Origin of the sequence: Microbacterium sp. F2 (genome assembly GCF_052274505.1) — a bacterium.
Classification (GTDB): Bacteria; Actinomycetota; Actinomycetes; order Actinomycetales; family Microbacteriaceae; genus Microbacterium.
The window spans coordinates 78,979-104,171 of the sequence record NZ_JBNVBV010000005.1 but is presented as its reverse complement, the minus strand read 5'-3'; the positions used below and the strand labels follow the sequence as shown (position 1 = coordinate 104,171).

Here is a 25,193-nt window from a genome sequence, read left to right as displayed (position 1 = left end):
TCTCAACGACCCACCCGACTGCACCCCCGGAGCATGATGTATCTGCGTTTCGTCGACCACCAACTCGCCCCCTCAACCGACTTCGACGCGCGCGCCAGCGACATCTACTCGCGCACCCGTTCGCTCCCCGAGGGGATGCCGATCCTTCTTGACGATCGGTGGCGGCCGGTTGAGCCGTGGTTGACGTACTTCCGGATCGTCGCAGCGTCGACAGACCCGGCGACGCTGCGCGCGTACGCATACGACGCCAGGCGGTTTGCGTCGTTCCTCGCCACGCGACAGACCGACGTGATCCATGCGTCGAGCGACGACATCGTCGCGTTCCGCGAATGGCGGCTGAGCGGCTCCGAGCGCCCGGTGTCGCCGGCGACGTGGCGACGCGACGTGGTCGTGATACGCGGGATCTATCAGCTGCTCACTCAGACCGGGCAGATCCAGCGCGAACCGTGGATCACCATCGGAAGGTCGTCGCCGCTCCGGATGCGTTGGAGGAGCGAGCCCGACATTCGGCCGCTGACGCAGGCGCAGTGGCGCACGTTCCTCGACGTCGGTCTCGGCGGACGAACCGCCGCGGGCGATCTGGACGAGAGTTGGCGGGGCACAACGAGCCTGCGTTCAAAGGCGGGCGCGCAGCTGGCCGTGACGACGGGGATGCGCCTCGGTGAGTTCTCCACACTGCTCGACGCTGAAGTCCCGCCGCCGACGGGCACCGGCATCTCCGTCTTGCTCGAGGCGTGCGCGAAGTACCAGAAGCGTCGACGCGTCCACGTCCCCCTCACGACGCTTCGGGCGGTCGATCTCTACCGGCAGACGGAGCGCCGAGCGGTCGTCCGCGCGTCAGCTGCCTCCCTCTGGCGACGCCGCTCCGAGCTGTTCGTCGTCGACGAGATCGACGTGTCGGCAGGCATCCTGCGAGGCCGGGTGAATGGGCGGCGATCGAGATGGCGGCTGCACCAGCTGCCTCCGCACCTGCGACGAATTGCCGTCATCGAGCGGGACCACGGGATGGAGGCGCTGGGGCTGTTCGTCGGTCGAGGCGGTTTGCCGATCAGCCGCAGGCAATGGCACGCGACGTTCGAGGCTGCAAGCGGGCGTGCTCTGAGGCTCGCTCAGGACGAGATGGGCGGTCGCCGTGCACGGATCACTCCGCACGATCTGCGCCACACTTTCGCTGTCGTGCTCCTGAAATCGCTGACCGATGTGGCGCTGGCCCGCGAGGCGGAGCGACGGGCAGGCAACGTGGGACCAGCCACGATCTCCGAGCACATCGCCATCAACCCGCGACTTACAGTGCAGCGGCTGCTGGGGCACTCGAACCCGGCGACGACCATGGTCTACCTGCGCTACATCGAGGACACCGATGCGCTCATCCAGGACGTATTCGAGAGCTGGAGCGACGAGGGCATGACATACGCGGACGCAGTCCTCGCTGATCGGAACGTCGCGTGACGAACATCGACCTCACCCCGCGGCAGATGCTGTTCGTTCTTCCGACCGCGAACGTCGATGGAACACTCGCCCCGCTCGACTTCGCACACCCCGTCCTTGCGGCTGAGCTCGCGGACGCGCTGATCGACATGCGTCGAGCCATGGGTCACACCGACGGCACCGCGTATCAGTACCGCCGGGCGCTGATGAGCCTTCTGCGCGGTCTACCTGACGCTTGCCCGCGAACTGTGAGTCTCGCAACGCCGGGACTCGCCCTCATCGACGCGTTGCACGCGTGGGAATCCGCGTTGGCCGGCAACTACCCGCCAGAGAGCGCGATCCCGTACAAGTACGGCAGACAGATCCGCGCTCTCGTCCGCGTCCACGCAGCGAACGGTCGTGACGTCAGCGACGCCACGCTCCGTTGGGCGCAGGCGCACGTGCTGCACCAGGGCGGCGACTCCACGCCGCTCGATGAGTTCTCGAACGCGGAGCGACTCGCGATTCGCAACGCCTGCCGCGCCCGAATCCGCGAATTGGAGGCTCGTCTGGCAGTCGGACGTCGGCTGCTCGCCAGCGCAGACGATCCCCGAAGCACAGGGTGGGAACGAAGCGCCGATGTCCTGTGGGGCATTCGCCATCTCGGACGACGTCCCGGAGCATCGATCGAGGCTGATGTCCTCCGCGCGTGCGCATCGGGTGTGCTCGACGACCTCCACGACGACTTCGCGCTCGAACAGTCACCGGTCCGCGCCAATGCCGGCCGGATCACGCGACGACTACTGACCCACCTCTATCCGTCCAGCGAGGACCTCGTTGCGTTTCGCACACTCCTGCAGTTGGAGAGTGGTGCGGCGCCGGAAGAGTGGTCGGACGTTCGACTCACAGACATCGAGCACACGACAGACTCGGTCCGCGTACGGCTCCACAAGGCGCGAGCCCACCGAACTCGAACCGTGCGATGCGCGATCACCGGGTCTCGCGATGGCACCGGGTGGAGAGCAGGGGATCTCATACTTCGCCTGATCGCTGTCACCGAGGCAGCTCGGGAGGAGGCAAAGGAGGTGGGCGGCTCCGACGCGGACGCCTTGTTCATCACCGTGCAGCGCACCGCGTCCAGGCATCTCGTCGCGCGCCAGGAGTCATTCTCGCGCCGCCCCTTCACGTCGCTTCTGATGGCGATCTCGCCCGAGATATCAAAGCCATACGATTCCCGCCGGCTACGCAAGACAGTGAAGAGTGTTCGTGCAGCAGTGCTCCGCAGCGCTGACGCCGCGGCGGGAGACGACCACAGCATCGCTGTCTACCAACGCCATTACGCGCAGTCGACAACCGTGCATGTTCTGGCCGGCAACGCAGTCAACGCGGCGCAGAGTCAGGTGTTCGATCGAGTACGAGGGCCGGTCTTCGTTCGTGCTGCGGCCAGCACCGTCGACGACGCAGCAGGCGACCTGGGTGCTGCCGCAGCCGCCGAGTTGGCCTCGAGCGCCACTGACCAGGGAATCAACGTGACTCAGTGCACGTCACCGTACGAATCGCCCTTCACGCCGGCGGGGCGGCTCTGCGAGCATCGGCCATCGATGTGCTTCGCGTGCCCGAACGCGATCGTGTTCGCAGATCACCTGCCGCGAGTCCTCGCGTACCGAGAGATTCTCCGCGGTCACGAGAACGAGATGCCCCCGGCCCAGTTCGCGGCGGTACACGGTCAGCAGTTGGTCAACGTCGAACGCATCCTCCACGAGTTCTCCCCGACGGAGATCGAGAACGCGCGGACGGCGTGCGAGACCGCCTCTGTCCATGTGCCGCTCACCCAGAGAGGAGTCCACCTGTGAGCGTCGATCGCGAGTACTCTGCCGAGCCGGTGTCGCTGTTCGCGAGCGACTACTGGGCGAGCGACACGGCGGTCATCTCAGATCGACACCTCGAACATGACTTCCCCATCCCCTTCTTCGGAGATGAGGATCGCTGGGACCTCAGCGCCCTGGGGTGGAACCCTGCTGCGGGCCGCCATTCCGCGGTGCTGTTGTTCGACTCGTTCATCGGTGAGTGGAACCTTCGTGCTCGCGAACTCGCAATGGCACTTCTCAACCCTGTGCATCCCGTGCTGCGCGGGCAGATGATCTATCTGCGAGCAACGCCCGCCCATGTGAAGACGATCCGTTCCAAGCTCGAGGGCCTGAAGCGGTTCGCCGCGTGGTACGCCGACAACCTCCCTGACACTCCACTCCGTGATCTCCATCAGTCGCACCTCGACGGCTTCCTCACTGAGGTCAAGACGATGGGGATCCCCTCCAGAACGCGACAAGCAGTCGATGCTGTTCGCGAACTGCACACCTACGCGGCAGTCCTCTCTGGCGGAGGCATCCCATTCCGTCCATGGGGAGATCTCCACACGATCGCGCTCAGCGGGCAGAAGTCCAGCGCCGAGCTGAGCACGCCGGTGATTCCACCGCAGGTGTGGTGGCCGCTCCTGCGGGCGTGTTGGCAGTACATCAACGTGTTCTCGCACGACATCTTTGCGGCCGCCGCGGAATGGTCGGCGCTCGACCGCCCCAAAGCCGAGCGCGTGAAGGTACGACACCCCGAGGACACGCTCGCGCGATGGATCGTAACGCCCGGAAATCGGGTGCCCCTGCATCGGATGACGTACGGCAGATTCCGCGAGGGCGAGATCCACTGGACACTTCTTTCCTTGCTCGTCTCCGATGGGCACAGCAAGCAGATGTTCTCCGAGTTGGACCGTCCTGACGTCCTCCGCCGACGTCAGGACATCGTCGACGCGATCGGCTCCGGCACGCTCGCGACCGCGCGCGGTGGGCTCGCCACAAAAGCGACGGCGATCGAACGCGCCGATGGATCCGTCGGTCCGTGGATCGACGGATTCGACCCGGCGACGATCCGAGTCCAACTGAAGCTCCTCCGCAACGCGTGCTACGTCTTCTGCGCGGCTCTCACGATGATGCGCGACTCGGAACTGCTGAGCATCAAGAAGGGAGCGCTCACCACTTCGTACGGGGCGCCCGCCGTCACCTCCCAGCTCCGGAAGGGTCGGCGTGGGACCCAGCGACGCAACTGGTGGATCATCGAACCCGTTGCGCAAGCAATCGCCGTCGCGGAACGACTTGCTCTCGGCGACGACGTCTTCAGCTCTGTTCGACGTGAACATCGAGCGCACGACGGAGCAGGTCGGTTCGATCGTCACAGCGAGCTGAAGCAGTTCATCTCTCAGCTCAATGGTCAATCCGCGGATGCCGGTCTCGAACCGATCCCCGCGTTCCAGCTTGCACCGCACATGTTCCGGCGGACGATGGCCGTGATCACCGCGCAACAGCCAGACGGCGAGATCGCCCTCGGCATCCAGCTCAAGCACGCAGCGCGACGCGCCGTCGCGAACGGCACGACCTCCGGGTACGCGAGCGAGACGCCGGAGTGGGCCGCGGAGTTCGAGCATGAGCTTCAGGAAGCTGTCGCGTCACGGTTGGTCGGCGCCTGGTCTTCTCACCAAGACCACGAGATGAGGCTCGCAGGCGCAGGCGCACAGCGCTTCCGAGACGAGCTCGAGAAGGTCGAGGCCGTCGCAAGCAACGAGGTCAAAGTCGGCGACGAGCGCACACTGCGCGCACTCCTGCGCGATCGCTTCAGCACGCTCCGATGGGGAACCGTCAACCACTGCCTCGGCATCCCTGAGCAGGCGGCGTGCTTGAAGGGGCTGCCCGCCGAAGCGGCCGCAGGAGGCGTCATGCCTAATCGCTGCCAACCCACCGCCTGCGGCAATTCCGTCGTCACCGAGGAGCACGCGCCGATCTGGATCGCGGAGGAACGCGACCTCGTCGCGAAGCTGCGCGACCGAAAGATGGCACCACACAATCGCGAACAACTCGAGACAGAACTTGAAGACGTTCGCCGTATCACGAGGAAGTTCACGGATGCCTGAGATCTCTGCCGCGACCGAACGCCGACTGCGCGACGCGATGGAGCGCCTGCTCACCGGCGCGGCGATCCGCACCGACGGACGCCTCATCAAGGAGAACCTCTATCGCGAAGCTGGCGTCAGCCGCGCCACCATGAACCGTGCGACTGCGGTCATGGATGAGTGGGCACGTCGCGTCGACGGGTCCCAGCCGCGAGATCGTGAGATCGAGTCGTTGCGAAGCTCGCTGGCCGATCGTGCAGCCCAGATCAAACAGCTCCGCGAGCGAGTGAGCAGCCTCGAAGCACAGCTGACGATCGCCGCGACCGCCATCGCCGAGCTGCACGTCGAGAACCAGTTGCTGCGTGGCGATGACCCGAGCCACAACGTCACTCCGATGAAGCGCCCGAACGCGGACTCACGCCGGGGATGACGGGCGCTGCTGCTGCTCGTGTCATCGCCACTTCGGAGGTCGGGTGTACGTGGTCGCGCCGACGGTGAAGCTCTCGGGCAGAAGAGCCTGGCGGATCTTGTCGCGACCGATCTGCGACGACGCGGGCATCAGCTGCTTGAGTTCGCTCGAGAACCGCTTGGGTGGGAAGGCGGCGCCGATGAACATGTGCGGGCGGAATTGTTTGGCCGCCCTGACCGCGGGCGCAAGATCGCTGTCGGCGCTGATGATCAGTGCCGAGTCCATCGCGTTCGCAGCGGCGTCGCCCACAAGAGCAACGGCGATGTTGACGTCGGTCTCCTTCTCCTCGTGCACCGTACGCGTTGCGCGACAGTTGAAGCACGTCACGGTCTTCGCTTGATATCGGCCCTGCGTGACGCTGAAGACGTTGGTGTGACGCGCAGCGACGGCTGCCTGATGGTAGGCCTGACGACTGGCCGCGCCCGCATCGCCCAGCACAGGTGCGGTGAAGTACTTCACCGCGACGATGTGGCTGCGTGGGCGCAGGCTCTGCGCGAGTGCGACGAAGTCGATCCAGAGCGTCGAGCGTCCGAACTTGTCGTGCATGCCGTGATAGAAGTTGAAGCCGTCGATGTAGACGATGAGGCGCTCGTGCGGCGGTCCAGGAACGGGTGAGGCTGACAACAGACGACTCCAAATCGGTGCACGAGGTGATCACCTTCCTACCAGCGATCGTGTGTATAGTGTGGATACACCCCGCCCGGTTGTTCATCCCAACCGTGGCCCGACGCCCTCCCTCGTGGAGGGCGTCTTTGTGTCCGAGCCGGGTTGTCGAGCCATCGAGATTGCCATACAGATTAGGCCTTACTGCAGAGGCCTACTCGTGACGCTTGATGGGTGCCTTCCCCCGCGACCTCGCCTGATGCGTGGGACCACTACGCTCGCGAGCTCGGCCAGAACATCCAGCGGGAACGAGCGCGTGTCGGATACAGCCAGGACCGTGTGGCGTACGAGTCCAACCTGAGCCGCTACACGTACCAGAAGCTCGAGAAGGGTGAGTCGAAGCCCGGAACTCCCGCGAATCCGACCGTCAAGACTCTGCTGGCGGTAGCTCAGGTGCTCGACGTTCAGCTCACCGACCTCTTGCCCAGCGTGACGCCCGACCTCACGATCCGCTGAGGCACTTCGGCGTTGCGGGTGACAGCCCGCGACTACCAGGAGAGGCCTAATCTGTATGGCATTCTGCACTGTATGGGCGCTGCGGAACTCAACCAGGAGTCGTTCGTCATGGCGGTGGAAGATCCCTACCTCACCGCCCTGATCGGAACGATCGAGGAGCCCGCCGGATCCAGCACCGCAGCCCAAGCCGGCAGGCTGACGATCGCATGGTGGGACACACATGGCACTGGGCCGTCGTGCGCCGAACTCTTGAACGCGATGTTCACGAGCATCGCGTGGGACGACGTCATCGAAGACCCGGGACGGACACTCCTCGAACGCCGTGAACAGACCGAGCTCATCCAGCGCTGGCTGATCAGCTACTGGACCCGACTGGGCGCGATCGCCTTCATCCCCGGACACGACGACGTCGTACGGCCGGGACGAATCTATCCCGAGCCGGAGACTGACTGATCCATCACCGCCTGATAGGTTGGCCGGTTCTACGTCGAGGAGGAAGCATGCGCGAGATCTCAATCGCAGGCCGTACGGTCACGGTCTCGCTCGTCGCGACCACGCACGGCGAGGATGGCGATATCCAGCGCTACCTCGTCGAGGTGTCGGGCTCGGACGCCGCGACCCACCTCTCGATTCTCCGCATGACCAGCGCAGTCGATGCACGCGCAATGGCGTCGGCGATCGAGACCGAGCTCCTGCTCGACTATCCGGGCAGTCGTGACGACGGAGTCCTCCGCGATCCGAGCGTTCGCGCCTGGCGCGACGAGCATCGGACCGCAATCGAGGCCGCTCTCGGTCAGCTGCGTGACGAGATCGCTGGGATGCCGCCGGAGCCGGTCAGCGACCTCGAACGAACGCTGCTTCGCGCCTTCGAGATGGATCCCGACGCCCCGGATCCTGGCGATGCGTGAGTACCCCTGGTTCGACTTCGACCAAGTCGACTTCGTGACCTCTGACACCCACTTCAGTCATGCCCGCATCAGCGAGCTCGCCGACCGTCCCTTCTCAACCGTCGCGGAGATGGATGCCGCGCTGATTGGCCGGTGGAACGACGTTGTCGCTCCTGACTCCGTCGTGCTGCACCTGGGAGATCTCGCGCTCGGAGCGATCGCTGAATCCCTTCCGCTCACCGCACACCTGCACGGACGCCGACTCCTCGTCCCCGGCAACCACGATCGTGTCTCGCCCGCGACGCAGTCGAAACGGGCGATCGAGCGATTCCTGCCCATGTACGAAGCGGCGGGCTGGGAGATCCTCCCAGAGGTCGTCGAGGGCACCCGCCGCGGGTACCGGATCATCGCTTCGCACTACCCCTACGCCGGCGACAGCCAGGAACAGGATCGACACACTTCGCATCGCCCGCGCTGGGACGACGGCATCCCGCTCATCCACGGGCACACCCACGCACGGGACCATGGCCCGAATGGGCATCAGTTCCACGTCGGCGTCGACGCCCACGACTTCTCACCAGTCCCGTTCAGCGTGATCGACGGCTGGATCCTGAGCCTGCCGGGAATCGAGACTCGGCTGCAGACAGCGGTCCGCGAGGCTCGAGAGGTCCTCGCCGACCTGGACGATACGCCCCCACTCAACATGGACTTGATGTTCTTCATGCAGGCGTACGACGAAATTCACATGCACCTCGAAGAGCTGCTGGCGGCCGTTGACGAAGTCGGGCACCTTAATGGCGACGAGGGCAAGGGGTCCCGATAGGATCGGCCATACCCGGATAAATCCGGTTCAATCCGCATGGGGGCGTGAATGTCCGAGCCGTGGCTCTCTGCCGACGACATCGCTGAGCACTTGGGCGTGACCAAGGACACGATCTACGCCTGGATCTCCGACAAGGGGATGCCGGCGCACAAGGTCGGGCGTCTGTGGAAGTTCCAGGCGAGCGAGGTCGACGACTGGGTACGCAGAGGGGACGCAGGATCTCCGGACTGACCCAGTCGGCCGCGATGTCGGCGGCACGACGTATCCTGATCGACTTGCCATTTTCCAGGGGAGGAACCACGTGGACGCACCTGCGGTGACGCTGGCATCGCTGCGCGCCGGGCAACGCCTGCGCGGTGTCCTGCCCGGGCAGCCGGTGACACTCGTCGGCGTGACACCGCTGGACGACGCGCTCGTCGAGATCTTCTTCCGCGATGACTCGGGTCGGACCGGCGAACGCACCATCACCGAGCTCGATGCCGGCAAGCTCGAACTAGTCACGGAGCTGGGTAACGCGCCCGCGTTCGACGGCGACCCTGATGAGTTCCGCCTCGCGGCCGAGGCGCTCCGCATCAAGTACGCCGCGCTCTACGACCCGATGGCGGCGGTGAATAGCTCGGACGTCGATCCGTTGCCGCATCAGATCCGCGCAGTGTACGAGGAACTCCTCCCGCGAATCCCGCTGCGGTTCCTCCTCGCTGATGACCCCGGCGCGGGCAAGACGATCATGGCCGGCCTCTACCTCAAGGAGCTCATCCTCCGCGCCGACTGCGAACGAGCGCTCATCGTCGCGCCCGGCGGCCTCGTGGAGCAGTGGCGGGAAGAGCTGTCGCAGAAATTCGACCTCTCGTTCGAGATCTTCAACCGTCAGATGGTCGACGACGCGCAGGGCCGCAATGTGTTCGACGAGCACCCGTTCCTCATCGCACGGATGGACCAACTCTCCCGCAGCGATGACCTGATCGAGCAGCTCTCCGACGTCACCTGGGACGCTGTCGTCGTCGATGAGGCGCATCGCATGTCCGCGCACTACTCGTCATGGGCGGGTCAAGTCGACGAGACGAAGCGGTTCCGGCTGGGGCGGCTGCTCGCCGAGACCGCGCACAACTTCCTCCTCATGACCGCGACCCCGCACGCAGGCAAGGAAGAAGACTTCCAGCTGTTCATGTCCTTGCTGGACCGCGACCGGTTCGAGGGCCAGTTCCGCGCCGGCGTGCACCGCACTGACACGCGCGGCCTGATGCGGCGCATGGTGAAGGAAGAGCTCCTCACCTTCGAGGGCAAGCCTCTGTTCCCCGAGCGTCGCGCGTACACGGTCGAGTACGAGCTGAGCGACCCCGAGCGTGAGCTATATGAGCTGGTGACCGGCTACGTGCGCACCGAGATGGGTCGTGCGGAACGGCTCGCGCAGGCGGGCGACAAGAAGCGCGGCAACAACGTGGGGTTCGCGCTCACCGTGCTGCAGCGACGCCTCGCCTCAAGTCCGGAGGCGATCCTCCGATCGCTCGAGCGACGCCAAGTGCGACTCGAGACCCGTCTGCGGGAATGGCAGCGCGCGACCGACGAGGCCCGCTACAGCACCTCCATGACTGCGTCTATTGACGAGTGGTCAACCGGCCGCGTCGCACTCGACTTCGAGGACGCCTCCGCTTCGGCGCCAAGCTTCAACCCCGACGAGTTCGATGACCTCGATGAAGAAATCTCCGAAGAAGAACGAGCACAGTTCGAGGCCCGTGTCGACCAGGTGGTCGACCTTGCCACTGCGGCCGAGTCGATCGGTGAACTCCGCGCTGAGATCGCGATCCTCGAAGACCTCATCCGCGTCGCGCGCCGCGTCCGGTTGCTGGATGACGACAAGAAGTGGGTGGAGCTGCGCACGATCCTCGACGACCAGCTAGCCGAGGTTCTGCAAACGCACTCGCCTGTGAACATGCGCGTGCGCGCGGTTTCAGTCTACTCCCATCTGTGGACGGTGACCTTGCCGACTGTGCGGCCGTTCTCGACCAACTCGTGCGCCTCGCGGAGTGTGGTCGGTGAGATCGGCGCGAGTGTCGTTGTGGCCGTGGTGCGGATGCGGCCCTGATCTACAAGGTCAGCGACAGTGTTCAGGAGCTGGTGCTGTTCAATCATGTCCGGGGTCTGCCTGAGCGGGCGGGTGAACATCAGTTCCCAGTGCCAAGCGATGCTCTTGCCCTTGAGCGGGAACACGTCGCGCGGACCGTCGTCAATGGCGACAATATGCCCGAACGCTCGAACGATCCGCGCATAGGTTTCGATCTGCCCCGCGGAATGCGCGGTGAACAGCCAGTCCACGCCATCCTGCGCGACGGCGAGCACCTGCTCAGCCAGGTCGTCGCGGTGGTTCACCACATGCTCCGCGCCCAGGTTGCGCACCCAGGCGGAGCGTTCATCGTCGGAGGCGGTGGCGATCACGGTGACGTTCGGCAGGAGCGCGTCGGCCAGTGCCAGCATGATCGATCCGACTCCGCCGGTCGCGCCGATCACCAGCAGGGTGCCGGTCGAGTCCTCGGTAAGGGCGAGCCGCTCGAACAGGGTCTCCCAGGCGGTGATCGCCGTCAGCGGCAGCGCAGCAGCGTCGGCAAACGACAGCACCTGCGGCTTGCGCCCCGTAATCCGCTCATCCACAACATGCAGGCGCTGGTTCGTACCTGGCCGGTCGATGCTGCCCGCGTAGTACACCTCGTCACCCGGAGCGAACAGCGTCACCGCTGAGCCGACCTCGCGCACCGTACCGGCGGCGTCGAAGCCGAGCACCTTGAACCCGTTCGCAGGAGCGCCTTCCCGCAGTTTCACATCGACCGGGTTCACCGAGACCGCCTCGACCTCGACCAACAAGTCATGCGGTCCAAGTTCGGGCACCTCGACCTCGCGGGCGGTCAGCGCCTCGGGGTCGGTGGCGGGGAGGTTCTTCTCGTATCCGATCGCAGTCGTAGCCGTCATGCCAATTATGGTTCCCCAGACCTACTGGTTACCGTCAAGGCAACCTAGTACCCATCGGATACCATGAACGTATGAGTCAGACCGTGGATGAGTGCGACCGGAACGACGTGTACGCGGCCATGTGTCCGTGCCGCGACATGCTCGACCTGCTCGCCAACAAGTGGAGCGCCCTGGCCATCGGTGCGCTCGAAGACGGGCCGCAACGCAACGGGCAACTCAAACGACGCTTGGAAGGCGTCAGCCCCAAGGTGCTGTCCCAGACCCTCAAGCGTCTCGAAGACCACGGCCTGCTCACTCGCACCGTCTACCCCGAGGTTCCCGCTCGCGTGGAGTACGAACTTACTGACCTCGGACACAGCGCAGCCGCCCCGTTGAAGCATCTGCGCGACTGGGTTGAACACAACGTCGGAACCGACCAGTAGCGACCCCCTCGGCGCTACATCGAGCCAGGAGTCCCGGCCTCCGCGTAATACCGCGTCAACACAGACGAGGCGTCGCGGTCGCCGTCACCGGACACGACAGAGTTCAGCAGGTACCGGTACCCGTCACCGGTCGTCATCACCCTAATTGATAACGTCACACCTAGAAGGTGCGAAGTAACCGACGCGCGAGCACAGGAGCGCTTCTGTCATTTCGAAGGCGAGACTTCGCGCGATTGGGATTCGCCGGGCCATCCTTCTTCTCTTTCGTCGAACGTCACCGCAACACCGTGTCGCTGGGGTTCGTGAAATCTTCTTCCGGAAGCGAAACCCAGGTACTGCGCCATGAGGAACTCGCCGCAGCGATGCACAGGCGTTCGACAGTTCGGTCGCACGAACCGATCGTTTGTTAACGGACGGCACTGTACGTCGATCGAAAGTCGCGCCGACACCCCCTGCGAATTCGCGTCGCGGGATAGTTTGCCAGGATCCGGCGATCAGCGTGGTGCGCATCAAGGAGGTGCGCAGCGGCCTCAGCACGAGGAGCCTGCCCGCGAGGCCGACCACCCCGCCCCTAGGAACGGTAGGAGTGCGACGTCGGGGCGAGCTGGGGGCCACCCCCCGAGACCGAAAGTAGCACCGCAGCGACGATAAGCGCCACGCCAACCAGGGTGGTCGTCAGCTCCCCGACCAACGAACCGATCCATCCGCGTTCCTGGAGGTCTCGGAACATCCTTATGCTCAGCCCGAACGTTCCGTTCGAGCTGCGAACCGATCGTCTCGATGCGTCGTGGCAGACGCCTCAGCTGTCCACCGATGACCTGGAGTTGCACGCGGCCGTCGGCGAACATCTCCCTTGAGTCCATCGCCAGACGTATGAAATGAGGAGTTCGAGCAAGGGCCCGATCGACCAAGTCGTAGTCGGCAACGAGCTGGCACAGCGTTCCCTCGAGTGACACGAAGGAAACGACTGGCGTTCTCCTCCGCTGTTGGGGACGTCGGGTCGGCTGAAATAATGGCCGGGACGATACGGTGGCGAGTCAGAGCGCCGTGATCCACCGCGCGATCTCGTCAGCGAGCTCGTCGCTATTGTCTTCGACCATCAGCATGTGGCCGTTCCCAGCGAGAACAGGCAGTTCGGACGACCAGAAGGTGACGGCGGCGCCCTGATCGGTGAGCCAGGCCACGATGTCCTGATCCAGCTGCGAGGGGTGGTCGGTATCGGCTCCACCCGTGAAGACGAGAATCGGCTTGTTCGTGAACGCGTCGGTCGGCCCGATCCTCATTTGGCTCCCACCGATGTTCTGACGCTGATAAAGCATCCGGGCCGGGATCGGCCGAAGGGTGCGGCGGAACACCTCGATGCACTCGCGGGGGAACCGCCGGCTGGGTCCGATGACCTTGTCGTTCACGAAGGCGCTTGTGGGTTCCCAGAAACCCATCTTCGGGATGGTCCAGTCGATGGCCGCTCCACGGATGGAGACCTCCTGGTCGGACTCCCTCACGATCTCGGGCACCGCCTGTACATTTCCAGGCGGGCCCGGAGCGACGGCTACGAGCCCGTCGATGAGATCGCCATGCGTCTCTAGGAGGCGGAAGCCAATCGGACCTGCCATCGAGTGCACGACCAGCACGACGTTCCGGCCGAGACCAGAGAGGAACACGCCCATCCCTCGGCACACGCTCTCATAGTCCAGCCGCGCAGACGCCGCACGATCATCGACGTGTTGGGCCGCCTCATAGGACAACCCCAGCCAGTCCACCACCAGCACACCGTAGCCAAGCGATACCAATCGTGCCGCCCAGCCCTGTCGGCCGTCGGGCGTCTCGAGATAGTACTCGTTCGAGGCACCACCCCCGTGCACGAGGACGATCCACCGAGCAGGCGCACCCGACGGCGCCAGTTCGGTGTACGAGATCGGCGCGACGTCGTCTGGGCGTGAAATCGAATCCATAGCTTCCCCAGGCCTGTTAGGCAATGACGGCGTCGAGGGCCCGTGCGAGCCTCTCCGGATGCGTGAGCATCACCATATGGCTTCCGTCGATCTGCATTGATCATCCTCTTCGCATATTTATCTGCTGAGCAGAACTTGTTCCTAACTAGAAGACACAATAGCTTGCGCGGCGCCAACAGTCCAGCATGGCTCGAGCTCTCTTCAGAACGCGCCGAACGACCCCTGCACCAGGTCGCAGGGGAAAGAGACGACGAGCCTTCAGGAGGTCAGGTCGGCCAGACGTACGGCTGCCTCATCGAGGAGTGCGACGAGGGTCTTCACCTTGCGGGGAGGCAAGCGGAACACCGGGGCAGATGCGTTGATCGCCAACCGCAGCCCGCTCGCCGAGGGAACGGCCACGGCCACCGAGGCCACGCCCTCCTCGCTCTCCTCCCGGTTCGTTGCATAGCCCTGCTTCGCGACAAGATCCAGTTGTGCGAGGAGCTCGGTCTTGGTACGGATCGACTGCGGAGTCACCTGTGAGAGTTGCTCGTCGGGGTAGAGACGGTCCAATTGTTCTCGCGGGAGCTGCGCCAGGAGAACCTTTCCCGTGGAGGTGCAATGGGCCGGCATCTCCTTGCCCAACCGTGAAGCGACTCGCACCGCCGTCGTCGGTTCCGCGACCGGGGTCGTGCCCGACGTGAACCAGATCCAGCTCAGCCCCGACATCGCCCGTACCGTTCCTCGACGCGCGCACGAGGTGCTCGGTATCGTGACCGAGAGCTGGAGCCCGCTCGGCCGCGGGCCCGAGCTGCGGGAGAACCCGACGATCGTGCAGATCGCGGCGGACGTCGGACGAACGGCGGCACAGGTGGTGCTCCGCTGGCACGTGCAGCAGGGCCTCGTGCCGGTGCCGAGATCGTCAGACCCCAAACGCCTGGTCGAGAACCTCTCGGTCTTCGACTTCCGCCTTAGCACCGACCAGATGGCCACGCTTGCGTCCCTCGACAACGGCGAAGCCGCCGCGCGGGACTCTGACCTGCCCGAGAACGGTCATTAGTCCACCAAGAACACCAAAATCGTCACCGATCTGGTAAATTCAGCGCGCTCTGGAGACGCAGCAGAACGCCTCGCGCGGCTCCTGGACATTCGACTACACGCAGGACCGGCTCTCCGCCATCATGCGCTGCACACACGACCGCTGCCTCGAGACCGCCGACGAATACGGCTCGCCAGGCTTGCCCGGTGGACTTCGGCGACTGCGCGAAGCAACTGACCGGCGGCGAAGGTGATGGCTCGAACGTAGGCGCGATCTGCCTTGCTCGCCTCACCTTCGGCTCGCTCGACAGCCGCGTCCAAACCATCGCGAAGTCGCGTGCACTGCAGATGGCGGCGAGGGAGAGAGTAAGTTCTGCAGTGTGCCCGATCGGGAACAGGGGGTGGGCTTTAGTACCCCTGCCCGAATTCGCGAAGTCTGGGCCACAGATCGCCGCCGACGACGCCGAAGACCCCTACGTCCGCCAGCATGCCGCCGAAGCCCTGCTTGAGATCAACGAAGACCGGAAAGTCAACGGCCGCTACCTCGCCGTCAAGACCCGACAGAACCTCGCCCGCCTCACCGACTTCGCCGAACACACCCGTCGGTTTCCCTGCCTCTTCCGCCTCGATCAACGCCACCTGTGCACCCCTATCAGCGGGAGCGAGGGTCTCGGGAAGCTTCTCAAGCCGACGGGCAACTCGCTCGGCAGTGCTTGCGAATCGGCGGTACGGACGACCCAACTGTTCGCTCGTGTTGGGGTCCTGGCCGTGCCCCATGAGACGGCGGAGCTGCTCCTCGCTGACCTCACCACCGGGTTCGACGGCGCCAGAAATGTACGCGAGACCCGATCCGAGCCATGAGCCCGGCGGCGTGCTGTTCAGTCGTTCAGCCGGTGGAGCCAGTAGCCGGGTTCGCGGCGCTCGTGGGCGTAGGCGAGGATCAGGATCGTGTCCGGCTCCACCGTGTAGACGATGCGGTACGGGTATCCGCGAACGGCCTTGCTGCGGATCACGGTGCCATCGTCAGCGGTCGTGAATGGTGGGGCGGCGTTCGGCCATTGGTCGAGGTCTTTCCGGGCTTGCCTTGCTCGGTCGATGAGCGCAAGGCCGATCCCTGGCTCCTGGTCTTCGTACCAGCGCACGGCGGCGTCGAACTCCGCGACGGCCTCGGGGTGCTCTCGCTGGGCCAAGGTCATGCGGTGAGCAAGGCGCGCAAACGCTCGTAGTGCTCGTCGGCATCCACCAGATCGACCGCACCCTCACGCACCTCGGCCAGTCGCCGGGTAGCCTCGGCACGCCAGGCTGCATCGACCTCGCTCTCGTCGTCTGCATCATGGAGGCTTTCGAGCAGGGCGTTAGCGACGACCGCGCGCTGATCGGCGTCGAGCGCGAGGCCGTCTCGGATCAGAGTTGCGGTGTCGGGTGTCATGTATTCAAGTGTACGTCGAACGGCCGACAATCGCGCTGGGCGTCTGTGGCTCGGGTTGCGGGGCTGCTGTGAACGTCACGCCGACGCGACGTGCTGCTGATGCTCATAGGCCGCGTGCTGGCCCGTCATGTCGCGGGTCGTTGCGCCGCGGGTCGCGTTCGGTCGGCTCGCGGAGTTGCCGTTCGCGTTCGGCGAGTGCTTGCTGCCTTGCTTCGTGCTCGGCGCGGGTGGTTTCGATCCGTGCGGCGGCGTCGCGGATCGGTAGCGCGCGGAGGTAGTCGGCCTCGGCTCGGAGCGCGGTGGCTTGCTGGTGCGCCTGTCCTGCTTGCTGTGCTGGGTTCGGCAGTCGCATCCCGACCCGGTGGCGCATCACCGCCTGCGGCCCGTACTCGCTGACCAGCAACGCCCGGCGTTCCTGCTCGTGCCGCTGCCGCAACTCGTCACGGTCGGCTCGCGCGGCCTCGACGTGCTGGGCGGCGTCGATCACGCGGGGATCGGCCTCGGCGCGACGCTCGGCCTGTCGTGCCGCCCACTCGGGCAGGGTGTCGGTGGTGCGGGGTGGTTCGCCCCATGTTTCGCGCACCCGTGCCCGAACCGTCCGGGTGTGCTCGCTCGTCTGGCGGTGCTCCGCGCGGGCCTTGCGCCTGCCGAGCCTGCCGACGGTGGCGAGTCGGCTGCTTGCGGCGGCCTCGCGCTCGACAGCATCGAGATAGGTGGTGCCGTCTGCCTCGGCCTGCACCGTCAACGGTTCCGCGATTTCGGCACGGATGCGCGCCGCCTCGTCCTCGGCGTGGCGGAGCACGTCGGCGTGCTCGTCGTCCTCGGTCTTGTGTGTTGCGCGCTGGGCGTCGAACCTGGCAGCGGTCTGCTCCCAGCGTTCCGCCGCACGTTCGGCTCGTTCGGCTTCGGCGGTGAGGCGGGCGAGTTCTTCGGTGATGAGCTGCACGGGGCCATCGCTGACGAGGCCTTGCACGGCGTCGATGGCTTGGGCGGTGGCGTGGTCGAGGCCACGGTCTGCCGGGTCGCGTTCCATCGCCTCAACGAACCGCGCCCGCGCATCCGCCATATCAGCGGCGACGACGTGGAGTTGGTTCTGTTGGCGGCCTCTCGTCATGCCGACGTAGACGCCTGCCGCGCTCGTCGCCTCCGACAAGGCCGTGTGGGAGGCATCGACGGTTGCGCCTTGGACGCCGTAGGCGGTCGCGGCATACGACAGGTGCGCCCACTCGCTCACGTACTCGGCGGGGAGGGCGACGGTGCGGCTGTGCTTGCCTCCGCCGCTGACTTCGCGGGCGTAGACGCTGCCCTCGTCGGTCACATGCTGCACGATCCATTGCTGCCGGTTTGCCACGCCGAGGTCGCTGCTGTTCTTCCGGGTCTGGATCAGGTCGCCAGCGCCGATGCTCAGCCCGTCGCTGCCGGTCGTCGTCATAGTGTCGTCGACCTCGCCGCGCTCGACCCGCCCGGCGCGGATGTGCTCGTTCAGCTCGGTGGCCTCGTCGTTGGTGGCGACGGTGATCGCTTCGCCGTCGTGGGCGTGGGCGGTGATGTGCTCGCGGGCCGCTTCCTCGTCGGCATGCAAGGTCACGAGGCCCATCGTGGCGAGTCGGTCGAACACGTCGCCGGGGTGCTCCCGGTCACGCATGACCAACGTCAACGCCGCATACTCGGCATCGGTGAACCTGTGGAGTTCGGTCATGTCGTAGGTACGGCCACGAATCTGGGCGGCCATGTCGAGCACCCCGCCGCGCCCGACCGCCGGGAGCTGCGCCCGGTCGCCCACGAACGCGACCGACGCGCCTGCCTCGGCGGTGACGGTCAGCAGAGCGAGGGCGGTGTCCTGGTCGAGCATCCCCGCTTCGTCCACGATCACCCGCTCACCCCGCGACAGCACGGCGTCGTTTGGTGGGCCGGTGTAGATGTTCCCGGTTGCAGGGTCGGTGTCGCCGGGTGCGAGGCGTGTCCATACGCCGTCCTCGTTCCACCGCCACCCATGCGCATACACGAGCGCCGCGACGGAGGTTGCGGGCACGCCGAGTTCTTCGTGGGCGACCTGCGCCGCACGCAACGTCGGCGCAACCACCCGCGAGGATCGCCCGTGCTCGGCTGCAACCTCGATGGCGACGCCGAGCATGGTGGTCTTGCCTGCGCCCGCCGCGCCCTCGACAATCACGAGCGGGTTGGTCGAGGCGACGGCAGCGGCGGCCACGGTCTGCCCGGTGTCGAGTCCGGCGGCTTGCGCAGCGTCGGTCACGTCGGGGTGCTTCGGCTCCCGTTCCGGCGTCGCGGCGGTGAGTTGGTCGCGGAGTGCGGTCTCGGCGGCGACGACGCCAAGGCTGGTGAGGTGGGCGACGTGCTCGGGTTGCACCATGCCCGGCGGCAGCACCGAGAAACAATCCGAGGCGGCGAGTCCGGTGGCGAGGTCGATGAACTCGCGCAACTCCGCCGGGGTCGCTTGCACGCCTGCCTCGGTGGTGATGCGGGTGACGTGCTCTCGCACGGTGTGCGGTGTCCAGGTCGATGCAGCCGCCGCGCAGCGATCCAGCGCACGACTGGCGACCTGTTGCACGCTGAGGTCATCCAGCGATGCCGGCGCAACGGTGTCGGGGTGCTGCAAGCTCTCGGGGTGGTAGCCGGCGTCTCGGAGTTCCTGCTGCCACCACTGCTCGTTCTTCAAGTCCGCCGGTTTCTTGCCGGGCCGCTGGAACGCCCACGCCGCGTCCTGCATCCGAGCGGTCAACACCGGGCCGGGCGTCTCGCCGGGATGCTTCGCTTGCCACTCGGCCTCCATGCGTTCCAGGTTGCGTCTGATCTGCGCCGACCGCTTCGACATGACGGCGTTGAACGGCTCCAACTCCACAACCTCACCGCTTACGGGGTCGAGGGTCAGGCCATGCTCGGAGAGCGTGGCGGCGAGCTGGGGGTGCGCGGCGATCACCGCCGTACCGAGAGCACGGATCGCGCCCTGCTGCTGGAACAACGCCGCCGTGGTCAGCGCCCGCCACTTCCCGCCCGCCCACACCCTCGTGCCAATCTGGAAATGGATATGCCGGTGCGGATCACCCGCACGACTCGTCTTGTGCGTGATCGCGACGGTCTGCATGTGCTCGACCGGCAGCACCTCCTGCGCGCCGCGCGGCCCCGCCAACGTGACCGAATGCTGACCAAGGAAGTGCTGAATCTCCCGCGCCGCATCCCGCTGCGTCGCGTCCAACGCCTCGGACACGTCCGGGTGGAGTGCGGCGGCGACCGACAGGCTCTTCGGCGCGTTGATCGTCATCTCCGCGAACAACGGCGACCCCCGACGCACCTTGCCCGGCTTGCGCGGGGTACCCATCGACTCCCCGGTGTCCGGGTTCACCCAATCGACCCAGGCTTCGTACTCATCCGCCGACAGCGACCGAGCAGCGGTGACCTCGCCGGTCGCGTCGATCACGGCGTACTCGGCCACGGCCTGGTCTGCGCCGAGGTAGTACTCGTCAGCGCGGGAGCGGTCGGCCTCGACATAGGCGCGCGCGGCAGCACCGCTGCCGTGGAACAGCTTCACTCCACCCTTCACTCTGGCCTCCCTCACGAGTCGTCTCGTGAGAGAGGTGCGCACTACGGCCCCGCCGTAAAATACGTGCCTCACTGAGATAGGGGGCAGATGACTGATGGAGCCGAGCGTCAGCGCGAGAGCGTCGCACAGAGTGTCGCTGGCAAGAGTTGGCGTCACAAAGTTCGAGGGAACTTTCGGAGTTCGGTTCGATGAAGTGACTAGTCTTCTCGGCGAACTTCGTGACCTGATTACTGCCCGATGAGTCTTCGGGCAGCGGTGACGACGGAGGCACGGCGGCGTGCGTGTTCGGCGTCGCTCTCGGCTCCGGTGATCATGCGGGCGACCTGCGGTACCGCTGACCACCATCCGGCGAGTGAGAGCACGAGGAACATCAGGTGGTCGGCGTCGAGGTCGCTCGTTACTGTGCCCTTGGCCTGTCCGTCGGTCATGGCGGCGACTTTGTATCCGTAGTATTCGCGCCGCTCGGCCTCGTCGGGTACTTCGGTGTCGAAGACGAGCCCTTCCCAGCGCATGAGCCTGCCGAGTTCGGGGTGCTCGCGGTGGTAGTCGTAGACGCGCCCGGCGTAGTCGCCCACGTCCTCGGTTGCGAATGATTCGACGGGCACGTCGCGGGCTACCTTCGCCAGTTCCTCGCGCAGTACGGTGGCGAAAAGTCTGTCCTTGCCCCCGAAGTGCGTGTAGACGCGCTCCTTGTTCACCCCGGCGGCCTTGGCGATGCGCTCGATGGTCGTGCCGTGCGGCCCGTGCGCGGCGAACTCGGCCACCGCCGCGTCGAGGATGCGGCGCTTCCTGCCCTCAACATCCCAGCCCATCGTTCCCACCTCCCGTCTCGTGCGGTAAACCCAACGCTCACGTTGCGTCTTCGCGGTTAGCCTACTACAGTCAAATCCAACGGAAACGTTGGATTTGGAGTGGTGGTGTCTGCGAACTCGACGGAACAGATAGCGGGAGCAGGCGAGGCGCGCGAGCACCCGGCAGGGAACGGCGTGGTCGTGCTGCTCGTGGTCACGGCGCTGCTGGTGCTCACGCAGTTGTACGCGGCAATCCCGCTGATCGCCCCGATCGGTGCGGAACTCGGCTCTGATGTGACGTTCGCGCTCTCGACGGTGTTCAGCGTGTGCTATGCGGTCGGGTTCCTGATCTGGGGGCCGTTGGCCGATCAGTACGGGCGGAAGCGGATCATGCTCATCGGCCTGGTGTATCTCACCGTCGCGACCATCGCCTGCGGCTTCGCCTCCACGGTGCCGATGCTTGCTGCGCTGCGCGGGGTGCAGGGGGTGATGGCGTCGAGTTTCGCGCCGGTTGCGCTCGCGTATCTGGCCGAAGCGACCCCGCTGAAGCGTCGGGCAACGGCGATCGGGGCCATGTCGACGGCATTCCTCGTTGCCGGGATCGCAGGCCAAGTACTCGCCTCCGCGCTCAGCCTGACGTTGGGCTGGCAGTGGGTGTTCATCCTCTCCGGCATCATGCTCGGCCTCGGCATGATCGGCGTCGCCGTGCTCGTCACCGAGCCGCACAGTCGCAGAGACGATGCGAGCCTGGTGCGTCGCTTCGCCGTAGTCGGGAGGGTCGCCACACGCCCCTCGGTGCTGCTACTGAGCCTCGCGCACCTAACGCTGCTGTTGTCGTTCGTCGGCATGTACACCGGCCTCGGCCCGCACCTGACCGACCTCTGCCTGGACTCATCGCAGGTGATCTGGCTCCGCCTCGTCGGGCTGCCGGGCATGTTCGCCTCCCTCTTCGCGGGCGCTATTGCGAAGCGTCTCGGCGGCGCGGGGGTTGCACGTGCCGGGTTCGCCCTCGCCGCGATTGGGCTGCTGATCGAAGCCGCACTCTCGGCATCCCTCGCGGGCACGGCGCTGGCGAGTCTCGTGTGAGTCACTGGGGTCGCGCTCGCGGTGCCCGCGATGATCACCCTGTTCGGCGAGACCGCCGCCCCGAACCGGGCCGGTGGGATGGCGCTCAACGGATTCGTGCTGTTCCTCGGTGCCAGCGTCGGCCCACTCACTGCCTACCTGGGCTTGGACTTCCCGATCCTGCTCGTCAGTCTCGCCGCGCTCATGGTGCTCGCCGTCGCCAGCCTCACCGGGTTCGCCCGACTCACCCGCACGCCCGCTTCGGAGGTACCTGTATGACTCGCATCCTGATTCTCGGCGCGACCGGGCGCACCGGAGCCGCCATCCTCGCTCATCTCCCCGCAGGCATCGAGGCGACCGCTGCGCTGCGCGATCCGGCAGACACCACGCGGCTCGCCAAGACTGCTGCATCGCTGACCTCCACGGTCGTGAACATCGCTGAGAACGCCAGTCTCACGCAAGCAATGCACGGCATCGACGTCGTCATGAACGCGATCCGACTGCGTGAGGACATCGCCCCGACCGAACTCGTGGCCGTACATGATCGACTCATCGAGGCAAGCACCAAGGCCAACGGCGCTCCGGCCCGGATCGTCACGGTCGGCGGAGCAGGAGCACTCCGACTCCCTGGAGACAGACGGTTCTGGCAAGACCCCCGGTTCCCAGAACCCACACTGCCGCGCGGGAGAGCACACGCCATGCTGCGCGACCACCTCGAAGCGGGCAACGCAGGATCAGAATGGGCGTATCTGATCCCGCCGCCCGTCTACGAACCGGAGGGGCCGACGACAGCACGCTGGGAACGAGTCTCCCCTTCCACAGACGAGACTGCGTTCACCCGACAAGCGATCAGTTATGCCGACTTCGGAGCGGCAGTCGCGGAGACTTCCACCAAGGACGACACTCGCACGCAACTCATCGCATGGCCCAGTGAACTGACAGAAAAGCACCCGATGAGTGGATAGGCGCATCTCCCCGCCGTTGTCGGCTCGGACACGGACGACGCATCGACCTGTGGGCCTGGCGGCGTACAACGTTGTCCGGCTCGTTGTGATCCGTGACGGCACGGCCATCGTGTTCAGCGAGTTCGGACAGCAACCCGTCAGCTTTGGCGACGCGGTGCTGCTGGGGCCGAGCGTGCTGTTCGGCGTCGAACCCGAGGGGCGGGTCACCTATACGACGGTCTACATCGACACCGACATGGCGCTGGATCAGTTCTTCTGGCAACACTCCGCGATCTTGCACGACCGCCTCGACGCCCACGACTTCGCGGGAAAGGTGTACACCGAACCTGCCCAGGTACTGCACCTGGGCCGGGATCGAGCCGGGCGGTTGTTGCCGTGGCTGGACGAGCTGGTCGCCCTCACCGTCGAGGGCAAGTACCTGGAACGGTTCCATCGGATGCAGGCGCTCTGGTTCCTCATCACCGATGTGATCGCGCCGTGCATCCGCGTCTCGACGGTGCGGCTGACCCGGCTGCAACGTGCCCGCGCTCGCCCGTTCTCCGCTCGAAGTCGGGTGCCTGAACCGTTGCGTCGTGAGGCGATGCTGGTGCGCGACGCGCTGCACAGCCGGATCACGCACCCGTGGACGCTCGCGGAACTGGCAGCCCTGGTGCGGCTCTCTCCGAAGCACCTGGTGCGCGTGTTCACGGACACGTTCGGGAAGACCCCGACCGCCTACCTGGTGATGCTCCGCGTGCAAGAGATGGCGCGGCTCCTACGCGAGACGAACATCACCGTCACCGCCACCGGGCAGCGGGTGGGGTGGCGGAGCCGGTCGCGCGCGGTAGAAGCATCCACAGCGCACACCGGAGTGACACCGAGCCGCTACCGAGACATGCGCCCGCTCATGACCGACCTCCCATGACCGAGCCGGTCGCGCTGCCCGGCAAAGTGCCGGAGTGACCGGGAAACGCCCGGCCTGCTCGTCTCCTGCTTCGCCGCGACCGCCGGTGCTTGGTAGGCCGGTTCTTCCCCCTGGTTGCTCGGGGGTGGTCAGAGAAGGGAGGTCGTCATGTCGCTGCTACTCGAACGCCCGGCGACCACGCCGACCGGTCATGAGCCTACAAGGACGCCGCAGTCGCCGCACCCCGCGATAGTGCAGCCGGTCGAGCCGTGGAGTTGCGTCTATGTCACCAGCATCCGTCACCGTCGCATATTGGCGGCGACCGCCTATGACTGTGTGCGCTTCGTGGTCGTGCGCGACGGCTCGATCATCCTCACCGATGCCGATGCCGATGCCGATGCGGGCGGGTCGGCGTCGGTGGGTGATGTGGTGCTGGTCGCCCCGAACGTCGAGTTCGGGTACGAACCCGAGGGCACCGTCACGGTGAGGACAGTGGCAGTGGATACCGATTACTGGTCGAGCAGTTGTTCTGGCAGCACCTCGACGTGCTCGCGGACGGCGAAGCCGCACGCGACCTCGCAACTCACCTGTATCCCGATCCGGTGCAGGTGCTGCGCGTCGGAGAATCGCAGGCCGAACGGCTCGGGCCGATCCTCGATGAACTCGCCACACTCACCGGCGAAGACCAATCGCCGCGCGGCTACTTCCGTGCGTATGCGCTGCTGTTCACGGTGCTCGCCGCCATCGCGCCGCTGGTTCGTCACGCGCCGGTGGAGGTGCCGCCGCTGACCTCTCGGCAGCGGGCCGTGCGGGTCGCGCCTCCCCGGTGGCGGGAGTTCAAGCCGGTGCGCCGCGAGATTATGCGCACGGCGGCGCTCATGCAGAGCAACATCGCCAGGCAGTGGCCGCTCACCGAACTGGACGCGCACGCCTGCCTGTCGCCGAGTCAGCTCAATCGGGTGTTCAAGGACTCGTTCGGGGTGACGCCGCCGGTGTACCTGTCGATCCTGCGCGTACAGGAGATGGCGCGCCTGATCCGCGAAACCGATCTGCTCATCGGCACGATCACCGAACGGGTCGGCTGGTGCCACCACTGCGGGCAAGCCTCGCGCATCTTCCGCCGCTACATGGGCGTGACCCCCATCGAGTACCGGCGCTACGGCCCACCGTCCGCGAGCCGGGCGGGGCCGGGCGTCGGCATCGCCACCGCACGCGCCGACGACTCCCGTGGGAACGGGTGCGCACCTACCTACTGACACCTGCCCACACGACCGGAGGAACCCGACGATGAGCACCGCCACCACGCGACCGCGATACGCTCCGGCGCGCCTGCATGTCGGGGTGGGGGTGACGGTTCCGGCAAATTGCCGGAACCGTGCGACCAGGGCTTTTACTCCCGGCCGGGGTGGTTCCGTCGAATCGGCGGCACCACACTCGCGGGGCGACGGTCGGGGAAAATTTCCCACACCGTCCAGCCTGCGACCTCGGCCCGCTGTGCTGCTCGTTGTGG

Annotated in this window: 27 protein-coding genes and 1 pseudogene; 18 read left to right on the top strand and 10 right to left on the bottom strand. The window is 65.9% G+C overall.

What is annotated here, in order from left to right:
- The first annotated feature begins 33 nt into the window (after positions 1-33).
- The 4 genes from ACQVDU_RS10655 to ACQVDU_RS10640 are packed head-to-tail and all read left to right on the top strand — an operon-like array spanning position 34 to position 5,771.
- A complete protein-coding gene (locus ACQVDU_RS10655; protein WP_195692253.1) occupies positions 34-1,449 on the top strand; it encodes a tyrosine-type recombinase/integrase in 1,416 nt (471 codons plus the stop codon).
- Positions 1,446-3,260, top strand: coding sequence for a hypothetical protein (locus tag ACQVDU_RS10650; RefSeq protein WP_195692254.1), 1,815 nt, complete (start codon positions 1,446-1,448; stop codon positions 3,258-3,260). Before ACQVDU_RS10655 ends, ACQVDU_RS10650 begins: the two co-directional genes overlap by 4 nt.
- On the top strand, positions 3,257-5,362 hold the full coding sequence (locus tag ACQVDU_RS10645; protein WP_195692255.1) for a hypothetical protein: 2,106 nt from the start codon (positions 3,257-3,259) through the stop codon (positions 5,360-5,362). Before ACQVDU_RS10650 ends, ACQVDU_RS10645 begins: the two co-directional genes overlap by 4 nt.
- Positions 5,355-5,771: a hypothetical protein gene (locus ACQVDU_RS10640; RefSeq protein WP_195692256.1), complete on the top strand. Its 417-nt coding sequence runs from the start codon at positions 5,355-5,357 to the stop codon at positions 5,769-5,771. Before ACQVDU_RS10645 ends, ACQVDU_RS10640 begins: the two co-directional genes overlap by 8 nt.
- 21 nt (positions 5,772-5,792) lie before the next feature.
- Here ACQVDU_RS10640 and ACQVDU_RS10635 read toward each other — a convergent pair whose 3' ends face one another.
- Positions 5,793-6,434: an NYN domain-containing protein gene (locus ACQVDU_RS10635; RefSeq protein WP_036295197.1), complete on the bottom strand. Its 642-nt coding sequence runs from the start codon at positions 6,432-6,434 to the stop codon at positions 5,793-5,795.
- A gap of 213 nt (positions 6,435-6,647) precedes the next feature.
- Between ACQVDU_RS10635 and ACQVDU_RS10630 the strand changes: the two genes are divergently transcribed.
- From ACQVDU_RS10630 to ACQVDU_RS10605, 6 genes and pseudogenes are all read left to right on the top strand, one after another.
- Positions 6,648-6,929: a helix-turn-helix domain-containing protein gene (locus tag ACQVDU_RS10630; protein WP_036295200.1), complete on the top strand. Its 282-nt coding sequence runs from the start codon at positions 6,648-6,650 to the stop codon at positions 6,927-6,929.
- 72 nt (positions 6,930-7,001) lie between these two features.
- Positions 7,002-7,382 carry a hypothetical protein gene (locus ACQVDU_RS10625; protein WP_195692257.1) on the top strand — a complete coding sequence of 127 codons (381 nt, stop codon included), beginning with the start codon at positions 7,002-7,004 and terminating at the stop codon, positions 7,380-7,382.
- A gap of 47 nt (positions 7,383-7,429) precedes the next feature.
- Positions 7,430-7,837 (top strand): hypothetical protein, encoded by a 408-nt coding sequence (locus ACQVDU_RS10620; RefSeq protein WP_195692258.1) that lies wholly within the window; start codon positions 7,430-7,432, stop codon positions 7,835-7,837.
- Entirely contained in the window at positions 7,830-8,639 is an 810-nt protein-coding gene (locus ACQVDU_RS10615) for a hypothetical protein (RefSeq protein ID WP_195692259.1), read from the top strand. The genes ACQVDU_RS10620 and ACQVDU_RS10615 overlap by 8 nt, the downstream gene beginning before the upstream one ends.
- A gap of 48 nt (positions 8,640-8,687) precedes the next feature.
- On the top strand, positions 8,688-8,870 hold the full coding sequence (locus ACQVDU_RS10610; RefSeq protein WP_036294314.1) for a helix-turn-helix domain-containing protein: 183 nt from the start codon (positions 8,688-8,690) through the stop codon (positions 8,868-8,870).
- A gap of 367 nt (positions 8,871-9,237) precedes the next feature.
- Positions 9,238-9,825: pseudogene (locus tag ACQVDU_RS10605) on the top strand (DEAD/DEAH box helicase); the annotation flags it as partial.
- A gap of 767 nt (positions 9,826-10,592) precedes the next feature.
- On the opposite strand, the gene ACQVDU_RS10600 reads toward ACQVDU_RS10605, so the two are convergent.
- Positions 10,593-11,600, bottom strand: a complete 1,008-nt coding sequence (locus tag ACQVDU_RS10600) for a zinc-binding alcohol dehydrogenase family protein (RefSeq protein ID WP_024476678.1) — start codon at positions 11,598-11,600, stop codon at positions 10,593-10,595.
- 71 nt (positions 11,601-11,671) lie between these two features.
- On the opposite strand from ACQVDU_RS10600, the gene ACQVDU_RS10595 reads away from it, so the two are divergent.
- Positions 11,672-12,022 carry a winged helix-turn-helix transcriptional regulator gene (locus ACQVDU_RS10595; protein ID WP_024476679.1) on the top strand — a complete coding sequence of 117 codons (351 nt, stop codon included), beginning with the start codon at positions 11,672-11,674 and terminating at the stop codon, positions 12,020-12,022.
- Positions 12,023-12,036: 14 nt separating this feature from the next.
- Here the strand turns inward: ACQVDU_RS10595 and ACQVDU_RS10590 are convergent, their stop codons facing one another.
- The 3 genes from ACQVDU_RS10590 to ACQVDU_RS10580 form a co-directional block, all read right to left on the bottom strand.
- Positions 12,037-12,159, bottom strand: a complete 123-nt coding sequence (locus ACQVDU_RS10590; protein WP_267189609.1) for a hypothetical protein — start codon at positions 12,157-12,159, stop codon at positions 12,037-12,039.
- A gap of 900 nt (positions 12,160-13,059) precedes the next feature.
- On the bottom strand, positions 13,060-13,974 hold the full coding sequence (locus tag ACQVDU_RS10585; RefSeq protein ID WP_443477084.1) for an alpha/beta fold hydrolase: 915 nt from the start codon (positions 13,972-13,974) through the stop codon (positions 13,060-13,062).
- A 258-nt stretch (positions 13,975-14,232) separates the two neighbouring features.
- On the bottom strand, positions 14,233-14,586 hold the full coding sequence (locus tag ACQVDU_RS10580; RefSeq protein ID WP_229382131.1) for an IclR family transcriptional regulator: 354 nt from the start codon (positions 14,584-14,586) through the stop codon (positions 14,233-14,235).
- On the opposite strand from ACQVDU_RS10580, the gene ACQVDU_RS10575 reads away from it, so the two are divergent.
- On the top strand, positions 14,564-15,013 hold the full coding sequence (locus tag ACQVDU_RS10575; RefSeq protein WP_024476682.1) for an aldo/keto reductase: 450 nt from the start codon (positions 14,564-14,566) through the stop codon (positions 15,011-15,013). The genes ACQVDU_RS10580 and ACQVDU_RS10575 overlap by 23 nt on opposite strands.
- 37 nt (positions 15,014-15,050) lie before the next feature.
- Positions 15,051-15,245 (top strand): hypothetical protein, encoded by a 195-nt coding sequence (locus tag ACQVDU_RS10570; protein ID WP_120298671.1) that lies wholly within the window; start codon positions 15,051-15,053, stop codon positions 15,243-15,245.
- Positions 15,246-15,399: 154 nt separating this feature from the next.
- On the opposite strand, the gene ACQVDU_RS10565 is transcribed toward ACQVDU_RS10570, so the two are convergent.
- The 5 genes from ACQVDU_RS10565 to ACQVDU_RS10545 all read right to left on the bottom strand — a co-directional run bounded on the left by ACQVDU_RS10565 (position 15,400) and on the right by ACQVDU_RS10545 (position 20,791).
- Positions 15,400-15,825: a hypothetical protein gene (locus tag ACQVDU_RS10565; RefSeq protein WP_231734932.1), complete on the bottom strand. Its 426-nt coding sequence runs from the start codon at positions 15,823-15,825 to the stop codon at positions 15,400-15,402.
- A gap of 44 nt (positions 15,826-15,869) precedes the next feature.
- Positions 15,870-16,187 (bottom strand): type II toxin-antitoxin system RelE/ParE family toxin, encoded by a 318-nt coding sequence (locus ACQVDU_RS10560; RefSeq protein WP_024476684.1) that lies wholly within the window; start codon positions 16,185-16,187, stop codon positions 15,870-15,872.
- The gene (locus tag ACQVDU_RS10555; RefSeq protein ID WP_024476685.1) at positions 16,184-16,420 is read right to left on the bottom strand and encodes an addiction module protein; all 237 of its coding nucleotides are present in this window, start codon (positions 16,418-16,420) and stop codon (positions 16,184-16,186) included. Before ACQVDU_RS10555 ends, ACQVDU_RS10560 begins: the two co-directional genes overlap by 4 nt.
- A 103-nt stretch (positions 16,421-16,523) precedes the next feature.
- Positions 16,524-19,979 (bottom strand): MobF family relaxase, encoded by a 3,456-nt coding sequence (gene mobF / locus ACQVDU_RS10550; protein ID WP_024476686.1) that lies wholly within the window; start codon positions 19,977-19,979, stop codon positions 16,524-16,526.
- A 227-nt stretch (positions 19,980-20,206) separates the two neighbouring features.
- A complete protein-coding gene (locus tag ACQVDU_RS10545; RefSeq protein ID WP_024476687.1) occupies positions 20,207-20,791 on the bottom strand; it encodes a TetR family transcriptional regulator in 585 nt (194 codons plus the stop codon).
- A 105-nt stretch (positions 20,792-20,896) separates the two neighbouring features.
- On the opposite strand from ACQVDU_RS10545, the gene ACQVDU_RS10540 reads away from it, so the two are divergent.
- From ACQVDU_RS10540 to ACQVDU_RS10520, 5 genes are all read left to right on the top strand, one after another.
- Positions 20,897-21,856, top strand: coding sequence for an MFS transporter (locus ACQVDU_RS10540; protein ID WP_199732620.1), 960 nt, complete (start codon positions 20,897-20,899; stop codon positions 21,854-21,856).
- 30 nt (positions 21,857-21,886) lie between these two features.
- Entirely contained in the window at positions 21,887-22,114 is a 228-nt protein-coding gene (locus ACQVDU_RS10535; protein WP_197425747.1) for a hypothetical protein, read from the top strand.
- Positions 22,111-22,800: an NAD(P)-dependent oxidoreductase gene (locus ACQVDU_RS10530; RefSeq protein WP_024476688.1), complete on the top strand. Its 690-nt coding sequence runs from the start codon at positions 22,111-22,113 to the stop codon at positions 22,798-22,800. The genes ACQVDU_RS10535 and ACQVDU_RS10530 overlap by 4 nt, the downstream gene beginning before the upstream one ends.
- A 49-nt stretch (positions 22,801-22,849) precedes the next feature.
- Complete coding sequence (locus ACQVDU_RS10525; protein WP_024476689.1) at positions 22,850-23,704, top strand: helix-turn-helix transcriptional regulator; 855 nt, start codon at positions 22,850-22,852, stop codon at positions 23,702-23,704.
- 524 nt (positions 23,705-24,228) lie between these two features.
- Positions 24,229-24,939 carry a helix-turn-helix transcriptional regulator gene (locus ACQVDU_RS10520; protein ID WP_157553712.1) on the top strand — a complete coding sequence of 237 codons (711 nt, stop codon included), beginning with the start codon at positions 24,229-24,231 and terminating at the stop codon, positions 24,937-24,939.
- Positions 24,940-25,193 lie beyond the last annotated feature (254 nt).

What these genes read in the sequence shown, in the direction of transcription:
- ACQVDU_RS10655 (WP_195692253.1), top strand. Translation starts at nt 34, where the DNA reads ATGATGTATCTGCGTTTCGTCGACCACCAACTCGCCCCCTCAACCGAC.
- ACQVDU_RS10640 (WP_195692256.1), top strand. Translation starts at nt 5,355, where the DNA reads ATGCCTGAGATCTCTGCCGCGACCGAACGCCGACTGCGCGACGCGATG.
- ACQVDU_RS10625 (WP_195692257.1), top strand. Translation starts at nt 7,002, where the DNA reads ATGGGCGCTGCGGAACTCAACCAGGAGTCGTTCGTCATGGCGGTGGAA.
- ACQVDU_RS10620 (WP_195692258.1), top strand. Translation starts at nt 7,430, where the DNA reads ATGCGCGAGATCTCAATCGCAGGCCGTACGGTCACGGTCTCGCTCGTC.
- ACQVDU_RS10615 (WP_195692259.1), top strand. Translation starts at nt 7,830, where the DNA reads ATGCGTGAGTACCCCTGGTTCGACTTCGACCAAGTCGACTTCGTGACC.
- ACQVDU_RS10610 (WP_036294314.1), top strand. Translation starts at nt 8,688, where the DNA reads ATGTCCGAGCCGTGGCTCTCTGCCGACGACATCGCTGAGCACTTGGGC.
- ACQVDU_RS10600 (WP_024476678.1), bottom strand. Translation starts at nt 11,600, where the DNA reads ATGACGGCTACGACTGCGATCGGATACGAGAAGAACCTCCCCGCCACC.
- ACQVDU_RS10595 (WP_024476679.1), top strand. Translation starts at nt 11,672, where the DNA reads ATGAGTCAGACCGTGGATGAGTGCGACCGGAACGACGTGTACGCGGCC.
- ACQVDU_RS10590 (WP_267189609.1), bottom strand. Translation starts at nt 12,159, where the DNA reads ATGACGACCGGTGACGGGTACCGGTACCTGCTGAACTCTGTCGTGTCC.
- ACQVDU_RS10585 (WP_443477084.1), bottom strand. Translation starts at nt 13,974, where the DNA reads ATGGATTCGATTTCACGCCCAGACGACGTCGCGCCGATCTCGTACACC.
- ACQVDU_RS10580 (WP_229382131.1), bottom strand. Translation starts at nt 14,586, where the DNA reads ATGCCGGCCCATTGCACCTCCACGGGAAAGGTTCTCCTGGCGCAGCTC.
- ACQVDU_RS10560 (WP_024476684.1), bottom strand. Translation starts at nt 16,187, where the DNA reads ATGACCTTGGCCCAGCGAGAGCACCCCGAGGCCGTCGCGGAGTTCGAC.
- ACQVDU_RS10555 (WP_024476685.1), bottom strand. Translation starts at nt 16,420, where the DNA reads ATGACACCCGACACCGCAACTCTGATCCGAGACGGCCTCGCGCTCGAC.
- ACQVDU_RS10545 (WP_024476687.1), bottom strand. Translation starts at nt 20,791, where the DNA reads ATGGGCTGGGATGTTGAGGGCAGGAAGCGCCGCATCCTCGACGCGGCG.
- ACQVDU_RS10535 (WP_197425747.1), top strand. Translation starts at nt 21,887, where the DNA reads ATGATCACCCTGTTCGGCGAGACCGCCGCCCCGAACCGGGCCGGTGGG.
- ACQVDU_RS10530 (WP_024476688.1), top strand. Translation starts at nt 22,111, where the DNA reads ATGACTCGCATCCTGATTCTCGGCGCGACCGGGCGCACCGGAGCCGCC.